Source organism: Undibacterium sp. Di27W (genome assembly GCF_049340345.1).
In the GTDB taxonomy this organism is placed as follows: Bacteria; Pseudomonadota; Gammaproteobacteria; order Burkholderiales; family Burkholderiaceae_D; genus Undibacterium.
On sequence record NZ_JBMPOS010000007.1, the window covers coordinates 161,628 to 175,795 of the forward strand.

Sequence of the window (14,168 nt, forward strand, 5' to 3'; positions counted from 1 at the left end):
TTACACCTTCGCTTTCAAATCATTATCAATCGCCAGCGCTGCCAGCTTGCCATGTTGGACTGCCTGTACGGTCAGGTCCTGCCCGTCGGCGATACAATCACCCCCGGCATAAATACCGGATACGCTGGTGCGATACTGCGCATCCACATGGATTTTGTCATTCTGCTTTAGCAGGTCTTTTGCCATTGCATCTGACAGGCTGTTGCTGTCCATGCTTTGGCCGATTGCCTTGAAAATGGCTTGTGCGGGGATGTCGATAGTGGCGCCGCTGGTTTGCAATTTGCCACCCACTTCTTTAGTGCGTGCAAAGCGCATGCCGCTGACCTTGCCTTCTGCATCACGCAAGACTTCTTGCGGTTGCGCCCAGGTGACGATGCGTACCTGGTTGGCTTTGGCGATGTCCTGTTCATGGTGGGTAGCAGACATATGCTCTGCACCACGGCGGTACACCAGGGTGACCTGCTCTGCACCAAGGCGGGCGATTTGCACTGCCATATCGATGGCGGTATTACCGGCACCGATGACCACGCATTGCTTGGGTACGGGTAATTTGCTCAGGTCTTCTGCCTGGCGCAGCTCGGCGATGTAATCTACTGCAGCCATCAGGCCGGGAGCATCTTCACCTGTCAGGCCCAACTGGCGGCTGGCACCCAGACCGAGACCGAGGAAGACGGCATCATAATCACGACGCAAATCTGCCAGATGCAGGTTCTGGCCCAGTACCTGCTCATGCTTGACGGTGATGCCGCCAATTTGCAGCAGGAATTCTACCTCGCGTTGAGCACTGTCTTCTGTCAGTTTGTATTTGGCGATACCGTATTCATTGAGGCCACCGGATTTTTGCTTGGCTTCAAAAATCACGACATCATGGCCCAGGGTCGCGAGCCTGTGCGCACAGGATAAACCAGCAGGGCCACCACCAACGATGGCGACTGTTTTACCTGTACTGGCAGCGCGCTGGAAAGGATGCTGTTCAAACTTGGCATTGTCGAGTGCAAAGCGTTGCAGCAGACCGATCTTGACTGGTGCACCTTCTGCATCATGATTGCGCACGCAGGCGTGCTCGCACAAAATCTCGGTGGGGCAAACGCGTGAGCAGCTTGCACCGAGTATATTTTGATCGAGAATAACTTTGGCCGCACCATTGATATTGCCGACAGCAATATTCTGGATAAAGCTGGGCACGTCAATTTCCGACGGGCAGATGCGTGTGCAGGGAGCATCGTAACAATAGAGGCAGCGGTCACTTTCTATCGCTGCCTGACGCTTGTTCAGTGCCGGATTCAAATCAGTGAAATGCGAACGCAGCGTTTCCTGACTTTCTTCTGCCTGGGGTAAATGCTTAAGGGCTTCCAACATGGTGGCTCCAATCGATCTTGAGAATTCTTTTTACAAGCAATTTTCGTGACAGCTAATTTACTACTTTAGGACTTACGAAAAATTGTCCCAGCAAGGCTGCCGCTTTGGGAAACATCCTTTGTAGGGGATGTTCGTTTCGTCGGCAGACAACGTGTTGTCTGAAACCCCGACTACACCGCAGCGACGAAGACAGTACTTTAGTACCAGGTCTTGCCAAAAGCGGGAGCTGCAACGCCGCTGGGGCGATTTTCTCGTAAGTCCCGCGTTTATTTATTTTGAGGGAAGGAGAATTCTGCCCCCTTGGAAATACTGTCAGGCCAGCGTTGCATGACTGCTTTCACACGCGTATAAAAGCGCACACCTTCAGGGCCGTAGATGTGATGATCACCAAACAGGCTACGCTTCCAGCCACCAAAACTATGGAAGGCCATAGGCACAGGCAAGGGTACGTTCACACCGACCATGCCTACCTGTATCATCCGCACAAATTCGCGCGCTGTACCGCCATCGCGGGTGAAGACGGCGACGCCATTGCCGTATTCATGCTTGTTGATGAGGTCTGCTGCTGCTTCCATGTCCGGTACGCGCACTACGCACAGAACCGGGCCAAAAATTTCCTGTTTATAGACGGTCATTTCTGGCGTCACATGATCAAACAGACTACCACCGCAAAAGAAACCTTGCTCATGTCCGGGCACGCTGAAATTACGGCCATCGACGACCAGTTTTGCGCCTTCTGCCACGCCGTCACCGATCAGGCTTTCTATGCGTTCTTTCGCTGCATGAGTAATGACCGGCCCCATTTCTGCATCAGGGATCAGGCCATTATTGATCTTAAGAGATTTGACACGGGCTGCCATGGCATCGACCAGGGCATCAGCGGCAGAGCCAACGGCGACAGCCACAGAGATGGCCATGCAGCGCTCACCGGCAGAACCATAGGCTGCGCCCATGAGGGCATCGACTGCCATGTCCAGATCAGCATCTGGCATAACGACCATGTGGTTTTTTGCACCACCGAGTGCCTGCACGCGCTTGCCATTGGCACAGCCACGTGCGTAGATTGCCTGCGCAATCGGGGTCGAACCGACGAAGCTGATAGCCTGTACTTCTGGATGATCAAGCAGCGCATCAACGACAGTTTTATCGCCTTGCACGACGTTGAAAACACCATCTGGCAAACCGGCCTGCTTGAGAAGTTTTGCATGCAACAAGGATGCAGACGGATCACGTTCTGACGGTTTCAACACAAAGGTATTACCGCAGGCAATAGCGATAGGGAACATCCACATCGGCACCATGACAGGGAAGTTGAATGGCGTGATGCCAGCAACGACACCCAGCGGCTGGCGCATGCTGCAGGCATCGATGCCACGGGCGATTTGTTCGGAATATTCGCCCTTTAACAGTTGTGGTATGCCTATCGCAAACTCCACCACTTCTATACCACGCGCGACTTCGCCCTTGGCATCGGCCAGGGTCTTGCCATGTTCCTTGGTCAACAAGTTGGCGAATTCATCAGTGTGCTGTTGCAGCAGGTTCAGGTAAGCCATGAGCACGCGGGCACGTGACAGGGCTGGTGTATTTGACCATGCAGGAAAAGCTTTTGCGGCTGCGGCGACCGCCAGGTTAACGTCCTGCTCGCTGCCCAATGCGACCTGTCCTTGTACAGAGCCGAGTGCAGGATTATAGATATCGGCAAAGCGTGGCTGCACGCTTTGATGCAGTTCGCCGTTAATGTAATGATTGACTTGATATGTGGTCATGATGTTCGCCGGATTAATCGAGGTGTTTCAGGATGTCGTGCAATTTGCCAAACAGCTGGTCTACGTGTTTTTTCTCCAAAATCAACGGAGGTGACATGGCGATGATGTCGCCAGTCGTGCGTACCAGTACGCCTTCAGCAAAGGCTTTCTTGTAGGCGGCCATGGCGCGTGCACCGACTTTGCCGGGCATGGATTCCAGCTCTATCGCACCGATCAGGCCGACATTGCGCAAGTCTATGACGTGCGGTAAACCTTTCAAGGAATGCAGGCCGTCTTCCCAATAGGCAGTCATGCTTTGTGCGTGTTCCAGCACTTTTTCTTCCTTGAATACTTTGAGGGAAGCCAGGCCAGCAGCAACTGCCAGCGGGTGACCGGAATAGGTGTAGCCGTGGAACAGTTCTATGCCAGCCGGACCTTCCATCAAGGCATCGTAAATCTTTTGATGGCTGAACACCGCGCCCATGGGTACGACACCATTGGTCAGGCCCTTGGCCGTCGTCATGAAGTCAGGTGTGACACCAAAATAGTCAGATGCAAACGGTGTACCCATACGGCCAAAGCCGGTGATGACTTCATCAAATATCAGCAGGATGCCATGCTTGTCGCACAGTTCACGCAGGCGTTTCAGGTAACCTTTTGACGGCAGGATGACGCCAGCAGAACCAGCCAGTGGTTCTACGATAACGGCAGCGATGGTGGAAATGTCGTGCAGGGTAATCAGGCGTTCAAGTTCATCTGCAAGGTGGGTGCCGTATTCTGGCAAGCCACGGGTGAAGGCATTTTTTTCCAGGTTGTGTGTGTGCGGCAGATAATCAACACCGGCCAGCAAGGTACCAAACTGTTTACGGTTGGCTGGCAGGCCACCGAGTGACATGCCGCCAAAGCCTACGCCGTGGTATGCACGTTCGCGGCTGATGAAGCGGGTGCGCTGGGCTTCGCCACGGCTGCGGTGGTAAGCCAAGACCATTTTCATGGCCGTATCGACGGCTTCCGAGCCGGAATTGGTGTAAAACACCTGGCCAAACTTGTGGCCGCTATAGTCGATCAACTGTTCTGCCAGCTCAAAAGCTTGCGGGTGGCCGATCTGGAAGGCGGGTGCGTAATCCAGGGTCGCTACCGCATCCTGTACCGCTTTCACCACAGTTGGATGGGAATGTCCCAGCGGCACGCACCACAGGCCTGCCGTACCGTCGAGTATCTCGCGGCCATTCTGGTCGCGGTAGTACATGCCAGAGGCAGAGGCCACCAGGCGCGGCGCTTCTTTATAGTCACGGTTGGCCGTGAAAGGCATCCAGTAAGAATTGAGTTGTTGTTTGCTGAGCATGGGCTTCTCCTTGACACTGAAAACAATTTACCAAGTGGTAAAAATATGCTGAAATGCTAAATAAGCATATGCAGTAATGACATATACAGCCAGTTTAATTTCATCCAACCGTATTGGTAGCCAGAACAACACAGTTACGTTGGAACTTGCAAAAAACCGCCCCAGCTGCGTTGTAGCTCCTAGCCGTACTAAAGTACTGTCTTCGTCGCTATGGCGTAGCTGGGGTTTCAGGCAACATGTTGCCTGCCAGCTAAGCGAACATCCCTTGCAAGGGATGTTTCCTAAGGGCGATAGCCTTGCTGGGACGATTTTGTGCAAGTTCCATTAGATTGAGTATGCTCAGCGAGGAGTAAAAGCATGGACGCCGTAAAAGAACAGCAGGTAGCAGAGCAAAGCCCGATCTGGCCGCAACTGTCGCTGGAGCGTAGCCGCCAGGCCAGCCTGGTAGAGCAGATCGTGCAGGAAGTGAGCCGTCTGGTGCGCCAGAATGACCTGGCACAGGGCAGCAAGATGCCATCCGTACGGCAATTCGCCAAATGCAATGCGGTCAGCACCTTTACAGTTGTGGAATCTTACGAGCGCCTGATTACCCTGGGCCTGCTGAGTTCACGCCGTGGCTCTGGTTATTTTGTCACCAAACCGGCCTGTACACCGCAGCCCATGGCGCAAGCCGTCATACCAAGCGCGCTGGATGCCTTAAGCCCGGATCTGTACTCTGGCGTATCGAGCGCCCTGCCGGTAGGTTCAGGCTGGTTGCCGCCAGAGTGGTATGGCGATGATATTTTGCTCGATGCTCTGAAGCAATCCATGCGCATCCCTATCCAGCGCCTGCGTGGTTATGGCAACCCGCTGGGCTTCCCCAGCCTGCGCCAGCATCTTGCCAGCAGCCTGTCGCAGGAATTGTTCAGTGTTGATTCTGAACAGATTTTGCTGACCCATGGTGCCACCCATGGCTTTGACCTTATCTTGCGCACACTGTGCAAACCCGGCGACACTGTACTAGTGGAAGACCCCGGCTATAGCAATCTGTTGTCGCTGATACGCCACCACGGTTGCATACCCATAGGCATAGCCCGCGACGAAAAGGGCCTGAACCTTGACAGCCTGATGGAAAAGGCCCTGCTGCATCAGCCCAAGCTGATGTTTGTAAATACGGTCTTGCAAAACCCGCTGGGTACCAGCCTGAGTCAGGCACAGGCACACCGCCTGCTGGCCCTGGCAGAACAGTTTGACTTCTGGCTGGTTGAAGATGATATCTATCGTGAACTCTGCCCACGACCCGAACCTTCGCTGGCTGCAATGGATGGCTTGCGTCGCGTGATACGGGTAGGTAGTTTTTCCAAGACCCTGTCCCCTACGCTGCGTGTAGGCTCGGTATGCGCATCGCATTCGCTGATCGGTGAACTGCTGAGGGTGAAGATGCTGGCGGGTTTGACCACATCTGAAATCAATGAGCGTGCGGTGCTGCATGCGATCAGCTCGCGCTTGTACCGGCGCATGCTGGAAAAACTCAAACGCCAGTTGGAGACTTCACGTAATGCCAGTATGGACATGCTGTTGGCCGCAGGTTTGACACCTCTGGCAGAACCCCGCGGCGGCATGTTCATCAGTGCGGGCTGGAAAGACAGCAAGGCCAGTGCCAGCGAGATTTCACGCCAGGCTTTGCAGGAAGGCATCTTACTGGCACCGGACGAATTCTTTAGCCTTCGCGCCAGTGATCACCCCTGGTTCCGCTTCAATATCGCTTATAGCGGTGATGAAGCATTGAAAAACTTTTTGATGAAGCAGCGTCATGGATAGAGCGCCAGACAAACTCACGCGCTCACGCGATGCGCTGCAAGCCCGCATCATGCAGGCGGCGGTGGAGGTATTTGCCGAGGCCGGTTATGCAGGCACGGCGCTGGCGTCCATTGCGGAGCGGGCTGGCCTTTCAAAACAGAATCTGCTGTACTATTTTCCGACCAAACAGATACTGTATGAAAAAGTACTGGACCAGGTGCTCGATCAGTGGCTGGAACGCATGAATATCCTGGCAGACCCGGAGCAAGACCCGGCCACACTGCTGCGCAATTACATACGCGCCAAACTACGTTTTTCGCGTGAGCAACCACAAGCCTCACGCGTGTATGCGATGGAAGTCATCAGTGGGGCACCAGTCTATGCTGAAACCATGCGCAATAAGATACTACCCTTATTACAAAAAGACATAGCCGTTTTTGAAGCCTGGATGGCGGCTGGAAAAATTGCTGCAGTCAATACCACGCATCTCTTGTTTGCCATCTGGGCCATGACGCAATCCTATGCTGACTTTGCCTCGCAGATGAGCCTGGTATTGGGGCATAGTCCTCTGGATGAAAATGATTTTACAGAGGCAGAAACCATGATCGTCGACATGGTGTTGAGCCGGGTTTGTTAGCATCGCCCCATACCCCTAACAATTGTGATTGCGCCACAGTGGTGCATCGAAGTGCTATCTGTTAAATTACCAGTCAGGAGTACCTTGCTTTTGTAGTTGAACGCACAAAGCTCGCTTTTTACTGGAGGCACTATGTCTGGCATGGCTGCACAAAAGATGCTGATGCTGCGTCGCATTTCATGCTTGTATTTATTGAGTTGCAGCGCTTTGCTGCAAGCGCAAAATTTACCGCTATGTCCTTCCCGGCCTGTCGTCCTGGCCTTGCAAGAACTGGGGCAATTTTATCGTGCAGGTGTGGGCCTGGATAAGGATATGGCTGAAGAGTTGGCTGTGCGCAGTGGTTGCAAATTCGAGACACCAGTTTTGCCACGCACCCGTACCTGGCATGAGATAGAGGCTGGCCGGGTGGATATGGCCTTATCTGCATTAAAAACGACTGAACGCGCCGAAAAATTCTGGCTATTTCCTTACCTTCAGTCGCGCCTGCAAGTCGTCATTTACAAGGACAAGGCTGCCACGGTCAAATCACAGGAAGATTTCCTGAAGCAGGATAATTTATTGCTGGGCGCTGTGCGCAGTTTCAATCATGGTTATAACGAAGCCTTCGTCCAGCAATTGCGCAAGTTAAACCGTGTAATCGATGTCAATGATAGCGAACGGCTCTATGCCATGCTGGAAGCAAGGCGCTTTGATGCGGTCATAGGTTTGCCACTGATCTATAACGCTTACCTGGACAGGGAGCAAATGGAAAGCAAATACAAAGCCATAGACTGGAGCCCGCAAAACATGAAAGGATATGCGCATCTGGCGCTGACCAGGAAGAATTTCTCAGAAGCGGAAGCCCAGAAATGGAATCAATTGCTGCAAGCCATGATCAGGGATGGCACCATGTTGCGGCTCTTGAAAAAATATGTCAGCAAGACAGAGGCTGAAAAGATGCTGGAATAATTTTTGTCGACGATTATCGTTTACAATCAGACAGACAAAGAAAGCAAGACTGTGCAATTGATCGGGGGAGTGTATGAGTCACGAACAGGGATCAGAAGAAGACTGGATCATCGAAGATGAAAAGGATGATAAGTCACAGCAACAGCTTGATACTTCATTTGAGTCACATCCCTGGCGCCTGCTCATCGTTGACGATGAAGAAGATATTCATGCGGTCACCCGCCTGGCCCTGAACAATATTGTATTCAAGGGCAGGCCCCTGGAAATTTTGTCGGCCCACAGCGCCTCTGAAGCCTTTGATATCCTCAGCAAAGAAAACGACATCAACCTGATCTTGCTGGATGTGGTCATGGAAACCGACGACGCCGGCCTGCGTCTGGTCAAGCGCATACGCGAAGAACTCAAGAACCAACTGGTGCGCATCGTCCTGCGTACTGGTCAACCGGGCCAGGCCCCAGAGAAAAGCGTCATTGTCGACTATGACATCAACGACTACAAAACCAAGACCGAACTGACTACCCAGCGCCTGTTCACCACGGTGATTGCTTCTTTGCGTGCCTATGAAGGTTTGCTGTCGATAGAACGCAGCCGCATAGGCTTGACACGCATCTTGCAGGCATCGGCGAATTTGTATGAGTTAAAGTCACTGAAGGAATTTGCGTCAGGTGTCCTGAACCAGATCGGTGCCATACTGGATGTAGGTGCGGATGGCGTCTTATGTCTGTCGCGTAACGCGGTTGGTCCATCTGGTGATCGTCTGCAAACCAGCATCATTGCCGCAACCGGTACTTATAGTGATTATTCTGGCTTGAGCAGCTTACCTGCAGATTGTGAGTGGACGGCCATCGTCGAAAAAGCCTTTACAGAAAAGAAAAGCCAGTTCCAGCATCCGGCTGATGTCTTATTTATCCACACCAGGCAAGGACATGAATTTGCCATCCTGGTGACGCCGCCCTGGCCACTGGGGCAAATGCAGCGCGACTTGCTGGAACTCTTTTGTGACCGCATTGCGGCTGCCTTTGATAATCGCTACCTCAATGAGCAATTGCAAAAAGCCCAGGAAGCCTCGGTCGTGGCCTTGACTGACCTGGCAGAATCACGCGATACCGACACTGGCGGTCATGTGCAACGTGTATGCAAGCTGACCAATGCGATCGCCAGTGAGCTTAAGAAACGTAATAATTTCGAGACCGACCTGACCCCGCAATTCATGGAAATGGTGGGTATCGCCAGTATCCTGCATGATGTAGGCAAAGTGGCGACACCGGATGCAGTCTTGCTAAAAGCTGGTGGCCATGACAAGAGTGAGCGCATCATCATGGAATACCATGCGCTGGCAGGCGAGACTGTATTGGCACGCGCCGCCACCATGGTCGATGGTGTCAGCTACCTGACTTATGGTTCGCAAATCGCAGGCAGCCATCATGAGCATTTTGATGGCCAGGGTTATCCACGCCAGTTGAAAGGCGAAGAGATTCCGCTGTCAGCTCGGATCGTCGCCGTAGTCGATGTATTTGATGCTTTACTGCATCGCCGTCCCTACAAGGAACCCTGGACACTGGCAGACACCATTGTCTATATCAAGGCCAGGAGTGGGACACAGTTCGACCCGCTGGTGGTAGATGCCCTGCTGCACTTCATAAAAACAGAAAATCCAGACTGGCTTGCTGACGGTGAGCATTAATCAGTAATCAGCATTGACAGTTTTACGCAGGCTTTGAAATATCACTACCCAACGCCTGAATGATAGGGCACTGCGCCTGCTGTGTCGATGAGGCACATTGCTGTATCAACTGCGTCAGCATATCTTCCATCCTGTGCAAATCAGCCAGCTTGGTCTGTACCTGTAACAAGCGTTCTTGCGCTACTTCACGTATGGCATGCTTGTCGTTAGCATCTTCCAGCATGAGCAGGTTGGCAATTTCGTCCAGGCTAAAGCCCAGTTCCTGCGCCCTTTTGATAAAGCGTATGCGTTCGACCAGGCTGGCCGGATAAGTCCGAAAGCCGCAGGCAACCTCGGGCACGGGCAGCAATTCACGGCGCTGATAATAGCGTATGGTTTCTACCCCCACCCCTGCTGCTTTGGCCAGTTGGCCTATCGTATATTGATCCATATCAAGCATCACTAAAAAGTCCTTGACTCTGTTCTTGGGTACGGAGTCTATGATAAGGCAATCGAGCTAATTTTGTATCAGGAGCACTGAAGATGACGCAAGACCATAAAGAGCACCAGCACGGCAGCGATTGCTGCGGGCACAAGCATGAGGCGCAGCCTGTCGCAAGCCAGGATAAAAAATACACTGACCCCGTATGTGGCATGCAAGTCAGCAAGGACGATGAAAAAACAGCCCGCTTCCAGGGCATCGCTTATTATTTCTGCAGCAGGTCTTGTGTCAGCAAATTCACTGCCGCGCCAGAACTCCACGTCAAAACCAAGCGAGTGATAGGTCTGCGTACAGTAAGTGATGAGCTCATGCAAAGCGATGCCAGCGGTGAATACAAAGACCCGGTCTGCGGCATGCGTGTCAATGGGCAAAGCCCACATCAATTCATGCATGAAGGACAAAGCTATTATTTTTGCTGCAAGGCTTGCCTGGACAAATTCAGCAAAGACCCCGTTGCCTGGCTGGACCCGGCCAAGCGTCCTGCTCCCAAAGCTGTCGCCAAGGATGCCATCTTCACTTGCCCCATGCACCTGGAGATAGAGCAAGTTGGCCCCGGCACTTGCCCGCTGTGCGGCATGGCGCTGGAACCCAAAGAAGCTTCGGCAGAAGAAGATACCAGCGAGCTGGATGATATGTGGCGGCGCTTCAAATTCAGTCTGGTACTCAGCCTGCCACTACTCATCATGAGCATGGGCGACATGTTGCCTGGGCTTGCTTTTCATAAGCTCCTGGGCATGACTGCCTTCAACTGGCTGCAATTCCTGCTGGCAACGCCAGTCGTACTATGGGCAGGCCTGCCATTTTTTGAACGTGCACTGGCCTCTTTCAAAACCTGGCATTTGAATATGTTCAGTCTGATAGGCGTGGGCACGGCAGCCGCTTATTTGTTCAGCCTGGTGGCACTGTTATTGCCAGATATCTTGCCCGCTGCCTTCAAGATGGATGGCATGGCGCCACTGTATTTTGAAGCAGCTGCGGTTATCATTTGCCTGGTCTTGCTGGGCCAGGTACTGGAATTGCGGGCGCGCTCACAAACCAATGCAGCGATCAAGTCCTTGCTGGGTCTGGCACCCGCAACGGCAATACGCATTGCTGCTGATCGCAGTGAAGCGGAGATTGCACTGGATGCAGTACAAATAGGTGATAGTTTGCGTGTCAAGCCAGGTGCACATATCCCTGTTGATGGCGTAGTGCTGGATGGACATAGCAATGTCGATGAAGCCATGCTGACAGGTGAGCCGCTACCCGTCAGCAAGCAGGCGGGTGATAAGGTCAGTGCCGGTACGATTAACCAGCAAGGCAGTTTCAGCATGCAGGCCCAGCGCATAGGCAAGGACACTTTACTGGCCAGCATCATCAACCTGGTGAATCAGGCGGGGCGTTCACGTGCACCTATACAAAAGCTGGCTGACCATGTATCCGGCTGGTTTGTGCCTGGCGTGATTGCCGCAGCCGTGCTGGCCTTCATTGCATGGGCAGTCTGGGGGCCAGCACCGGGGATGGCAAATGGCTTGATGGCGGCAGTCTCGGTATTGATCATCGCCTGCCCTTGCGCACTGGGTCTGGCAACACCGATATCAGTGACGGTAGGCATAGGCCGCGGGGCCAGTGAAGGGATTTTGATCAAGGATGCCGAGGCACTGGAGAGACTGGAAAAAATCGATACCCTGCTGATAGACAAGACCGGCACTCTCACCGAGGGCAAGCCGACATTGGAAAAATTTAGCACTGCCGCTGGCGAGTCTGAAGCTGATTTACTGGCCTTGGCCATGACACTTGAGATGCGCAGTGAACATCCGCTGGCGCAGGCCATCGTCAGTTATGCAGGAGCGCATGGCTGCAAGGCAGTTGCGATCAGTGATTTCACATCCATCTCCGGTAAGGGTGTCAGCGCCAAACTGGATGGCCATTTGGTCTTACTGGGCAATCCGGCTTTATTGAAGGAACATGCCATTACCATCTCAGGCTGGGAACAGCAAGTCACGGACTTGCAAGCCTTGGGTCATACAGTCATGCTGATGGCAGTCAATCAAAAAGCAGTCGCCTTGCTAAGTGTGGCAGACAAGATCAAGAGCAGCAGCAAGGAAGCCATAGCGCAATTGCAGCAACAGGGCATGCGCATCGTCGTCCTGACAGGTGACAATGCCATCACGGCGCAAGCGGTGGCCAGGCAATTGGGGCTTAATGATGTACGCGCCGATTTACTACCAGCAGACAAGTTCCGTATCGTGCAGGAGTTGCAGGCACAGGGTCGTGTAGTCGCCATGGCTGGCGACGGCATCAATGATGCACCAGCGCTGGCACTGGCCGATGTGGGTATTGCCATGGGCAGCGGTACTGATGTCGCCATGCATAGCGCCCATGTTGTGCTGGTGAAGGGAGACTTGCGAGGCATCGTCAAGGCGCAATCCCTGAGCCAGCAAGTCATGAAAAATATACGGCAAAACCTGTTCTTTGCCTTTGCCTATAATTTTGTCGGCGTGCCTGTCGCTGCCGGTCTGTTGTACCCGTGGTTCGGGATTTTGCTGAGTCCCATGATCGCCAGCGCAGCGATGAGTCTGAGTTCAGTATCAGTCATCAGCAATGCGCTGCGTTTGCGACATGCCAGGCTATAGTCTTGAATCGAAGTTTGGGAAAGATTTTTCCGGCCAGGGCAGTTTTGCGCAAGTCCTAGTAAAATACGCAACTGTTTCTGCCTGCACCAGGCATAGTCCCACTAATAAGAAGAATTATGCGTATTTTTACCCTGGCTTTTTGTATCGCTAGCTTGCTTGCCATTCCCGTCCACGCCGCTGATAAAAATAAGCAGGCCAACAAGAAAAAAATTGAGAAACCCCTCAGCATCAGCGTCTACGCTGCTGGTGATATCGCTGAATGCAAAAAAAAACCTGCGGAAGAAAGTATCGCTGCCAGAACAGCAGAGCTGATCGCTGCAGGCCTGGACAAAGACAGTACAGCCAGAGCCATTACCCTGGGCGACAATACTTACCCTATAGGCAGCCCTGAAGAATTCAGCCGATGTTATGAACCTACCTGGGGGCGTTTCAAGGATAAAACCCTGCCTTCGCCAGGCAATCATGAGTATGGCATGCCCAAGGCCTTGGGCTATTACAATTATTTTGGTGAGGTCGCGGGCCCTGACAGGCGCGGCTACTATGCGACACGTTTGGGCAAATGGCTGGTCCTGTCACTCAATAGCAATCTTGACGAAGTACAAATGCAAGTGCAGTTGAGCTGGCTGAAGGAAGAACTGGCAGGCAATAAACATAATTGTACGCTGGCCTTCTGGCACCACCCAGCCTTTAGCTCGGGCGGGCACGGCAATAATAAAAACATGCAGGATGTCTGGAAGATCTTGAGCGCTGCCAAAGCCGATATCGTGCTGGCAGCCCATGACCACAACTATGAACGCTTTGTACCGCTAGATGCAAATGGCGACAGGGACGACAAAAACGGCATACGCAGTTTTATCGTCGGCACTGGCGGTGCGAAATTGACGCCCATGTTTTTAGCCAAGAACACGACAGAAATCCGCGACAATTCAACTCATGGTGTACTCAAGCTGACTCTTAACGAAAAGTCTTACGAATGGGAATTCATACCCATTCCAGGACAAAGCTTCAGTGACAAAGGCAAGGCTGCCTGTCACTGATATCCACCACTAGCCCCCGCTTAAAGGGGACGCAATTTAGGCAAACCGTTCGCTGCGTCCTCTCCATCTGTGACTATCTGTTCCAGCACAGCACGCATGGCTTTGACTTTGCTTGCGCCCAGGTGTTCGCTTAAGCGGCTCTCAAACTCTTGATGAAATGCCTGTGCCACGTCCATCAAGGCCAGTGCACGCGGTGTCAGATGCAGCAGGCGCACTCGCGCATCGTTGGCGTCATCCTCACGCTGGACATAGGCTTTCAGCACCATGTCATTAATGATCTTCAGCGCACCTTGCGGCGTCATGGCCAGGCTGTCTGCGATTTGCTTCAGGTTTTGCGGATTGTTTTTCAGCAAACGAAAAACATAGCCAAAAGAACTTCCGATATCGGCATATCCCTGTTGTGCCAGATGCAGGTGCAATTGCTCTTTAAAACTGCCAAAAGCCAGATTCAGCAGTACACCCAGGTCAGTATTTTCTTGCACGGTAATTTCATTCACCTTAGTTTATAATCTCAAGTGAATTATATCACGAGAGAAAA

The 14,168-nt window shown here is 52.7% G+C and carries 11 protein-coding genes; 6 read left to right on the forward strand and 5 right to left on the reverse strand.

The features are described 5' to 3' along the window. From ACO0LF_RS15835 to ACO0LF_RS15845, 3 genes are all read right to left on the reverse strand, one after another. Positions 1 to 1,359, reverse strand: a complete 1,359-nt coding sequence (locus ACO0LF_RS15835) for an NAD(P)-dependent oxidoreductase (RefSeq protein ID WP_423015580.1) — start codon at positions 1,357 to 1,359, stop codon at positions 1 to 3. A gap of 266 nt (positions 1,360 to 1,625) precedes the next feature. Beyond that, positions 1,626 to 3,125, reverse strand: coding sequence for a CoA-acylating methylmalonate-semialdehyde dehydrogenase (locus ACO0LF_RS15840; protein ID WP_423015582.1), 1,500 nt, complete (start codon positions 3,123 to 3,125; stop codon positions 1,626 to 1,628). A 13-nt stretch (positions 3,126 to 3,138) separates the two neighbouring features. Then, positions 3,139 to 4,449, reverse strand: coding sequence for an aspartate aminotransferase family protein (locus ACO0LF_RS15845; RefSeq protein WP_423015584.1), 1,311 nt, complete (start codon positions 4,447 to 4,449; stop codon positions 3,139 to 3,141). Positions 4,450 to 4,806: 357 nt separating this feature from the next. Here ACO0LF_RS15845 and ACO0LF_RS15850 point away from each other — a divergent pair, with 357 nt between their 5' ends. From ACO0LF_RS15850 to ACO0LF_RS15865, 4 genes are all read left to right on the forward strand, one after another. Next, complete coding sequence (locus ACO0LF_RS15850; RefSeq protein ID WP_423015586.1) at positions 4,807 to 6,249, forward strand: PLP-dependent aminotransferase family protein; 1,443 nt, start codon at positions 4,807 to 4,809, stop codon at positions 6,247 to 6,249. After that, the gene (locus ACO0LF_RS15855; protein WP_423015588.1) at positions 6,242 to 6,865 is read left to right on the forward strand and encodes a TetR/AcrR family transcriptional regulator; all 624 of its coding nucleotides are present in this window, start codon (positions 6,242 to 6,244) and stop codon (positions 6,863 to 6,865) included. Before ACO0LF_RS15850 ends, ACO0LF_RS15855 begins: the two co-directional genes overlap by 8 nt. Positions 6,866 to 6,997: 132 nt before the next feature. Then, positions 6,998 to 7,813 (forward strand): substrate-binding periplasmic protein, encoded by an 816-nt coding sequence (locus tag ACO0LF_RS15860; RefSeq protein WP_423015590.1) that lies wholly within the window; start codon positions 6,998 to 7,000, stop codon positions 7,811 to 7,813. A gap of 73 nt (positions 7,814 to 7,886) precedes the next feature. Beyond that, entirely contained in the window at positions 7,887 to 9,497 is a 1,611-nt protein-coding gene (locus ACO0LF_RS15865; RefSeq protein WP_423015592.1) for a DUF3369 domain-containing protein, read from the forward strand. Positions 9,498 to 9,519: 22 nt separating this feature from the next. Here ACO0LF_RS15865 and ACO0LF_RS15870 read toward each other — a convergent pair whose 3' ends face one another. Then, positions 9,520 to 9,936 (reverse strand): MerR family transcriptional regulator, encoded by a 417-nt coding sequence (locus tag ACO0LF_RS15870; RefSeq protein WP_423015594.1) that lies wholly within the window; start codon positions 9,934 to 9,936, stop codon positions 9,520 to 9,522. 83 nt (positions 9,937 to 10,019) lie between these two features. On the opposite strand from ACO0LF_RS15870, the gene ACO0LF_RS15875 reads away from it, so the two are divergent. Together ACO0LF_RS15875 and ACO0LF_RS15880 are read left to right on the forward strand one after the other, a co-directional pair. Beyond that, on the forward strand, positions 10,020 to 12,593 hold the full coding sequence (locus tag ACO0LF_RS15875) for a heavy metal translocating P-type ATPase (RefSeq protein WP_423015596.1): 2,574 nt from the start codon (positions 10,020 to 10,022) through the stop codon (positions 12,591 to 12,593). 116 nt (positions 12,594 to 12,709) lie between these two features. Then, a complete protein-coding gene (locus ACO0LF_RS15880; RefSeq protein WP_423015598.1) occupies positions 12,710 to 13,630 on the forward strand; it encodes a metallophosphoesterase family protein in 921 nt (306 codons plus the stop codon). Positions 13,631 to 13,650: 20 nt separating this feature from the next. On the opposite strand, the gene ACO0LF_RS15885 is transcribed toward ACO0LF_RS15880, so the two are convergent. After that, the gene (locus tag ACO0LF_RS15885) at positions 13,651 to 14,112 is read right to left on the reverse strand and encodes a MarR family winged helix-turn-helix transcriptional regulator (RefSeq protein WP_423015600.1); all 462 of its coding nucleotides are present in this window, start codon (positions 14,110 to 14,112) and stop codon (positions 13,651 to 13,653) included. Positions 14,113 to 14,168 lie beyond the last annotated feature (56 nt).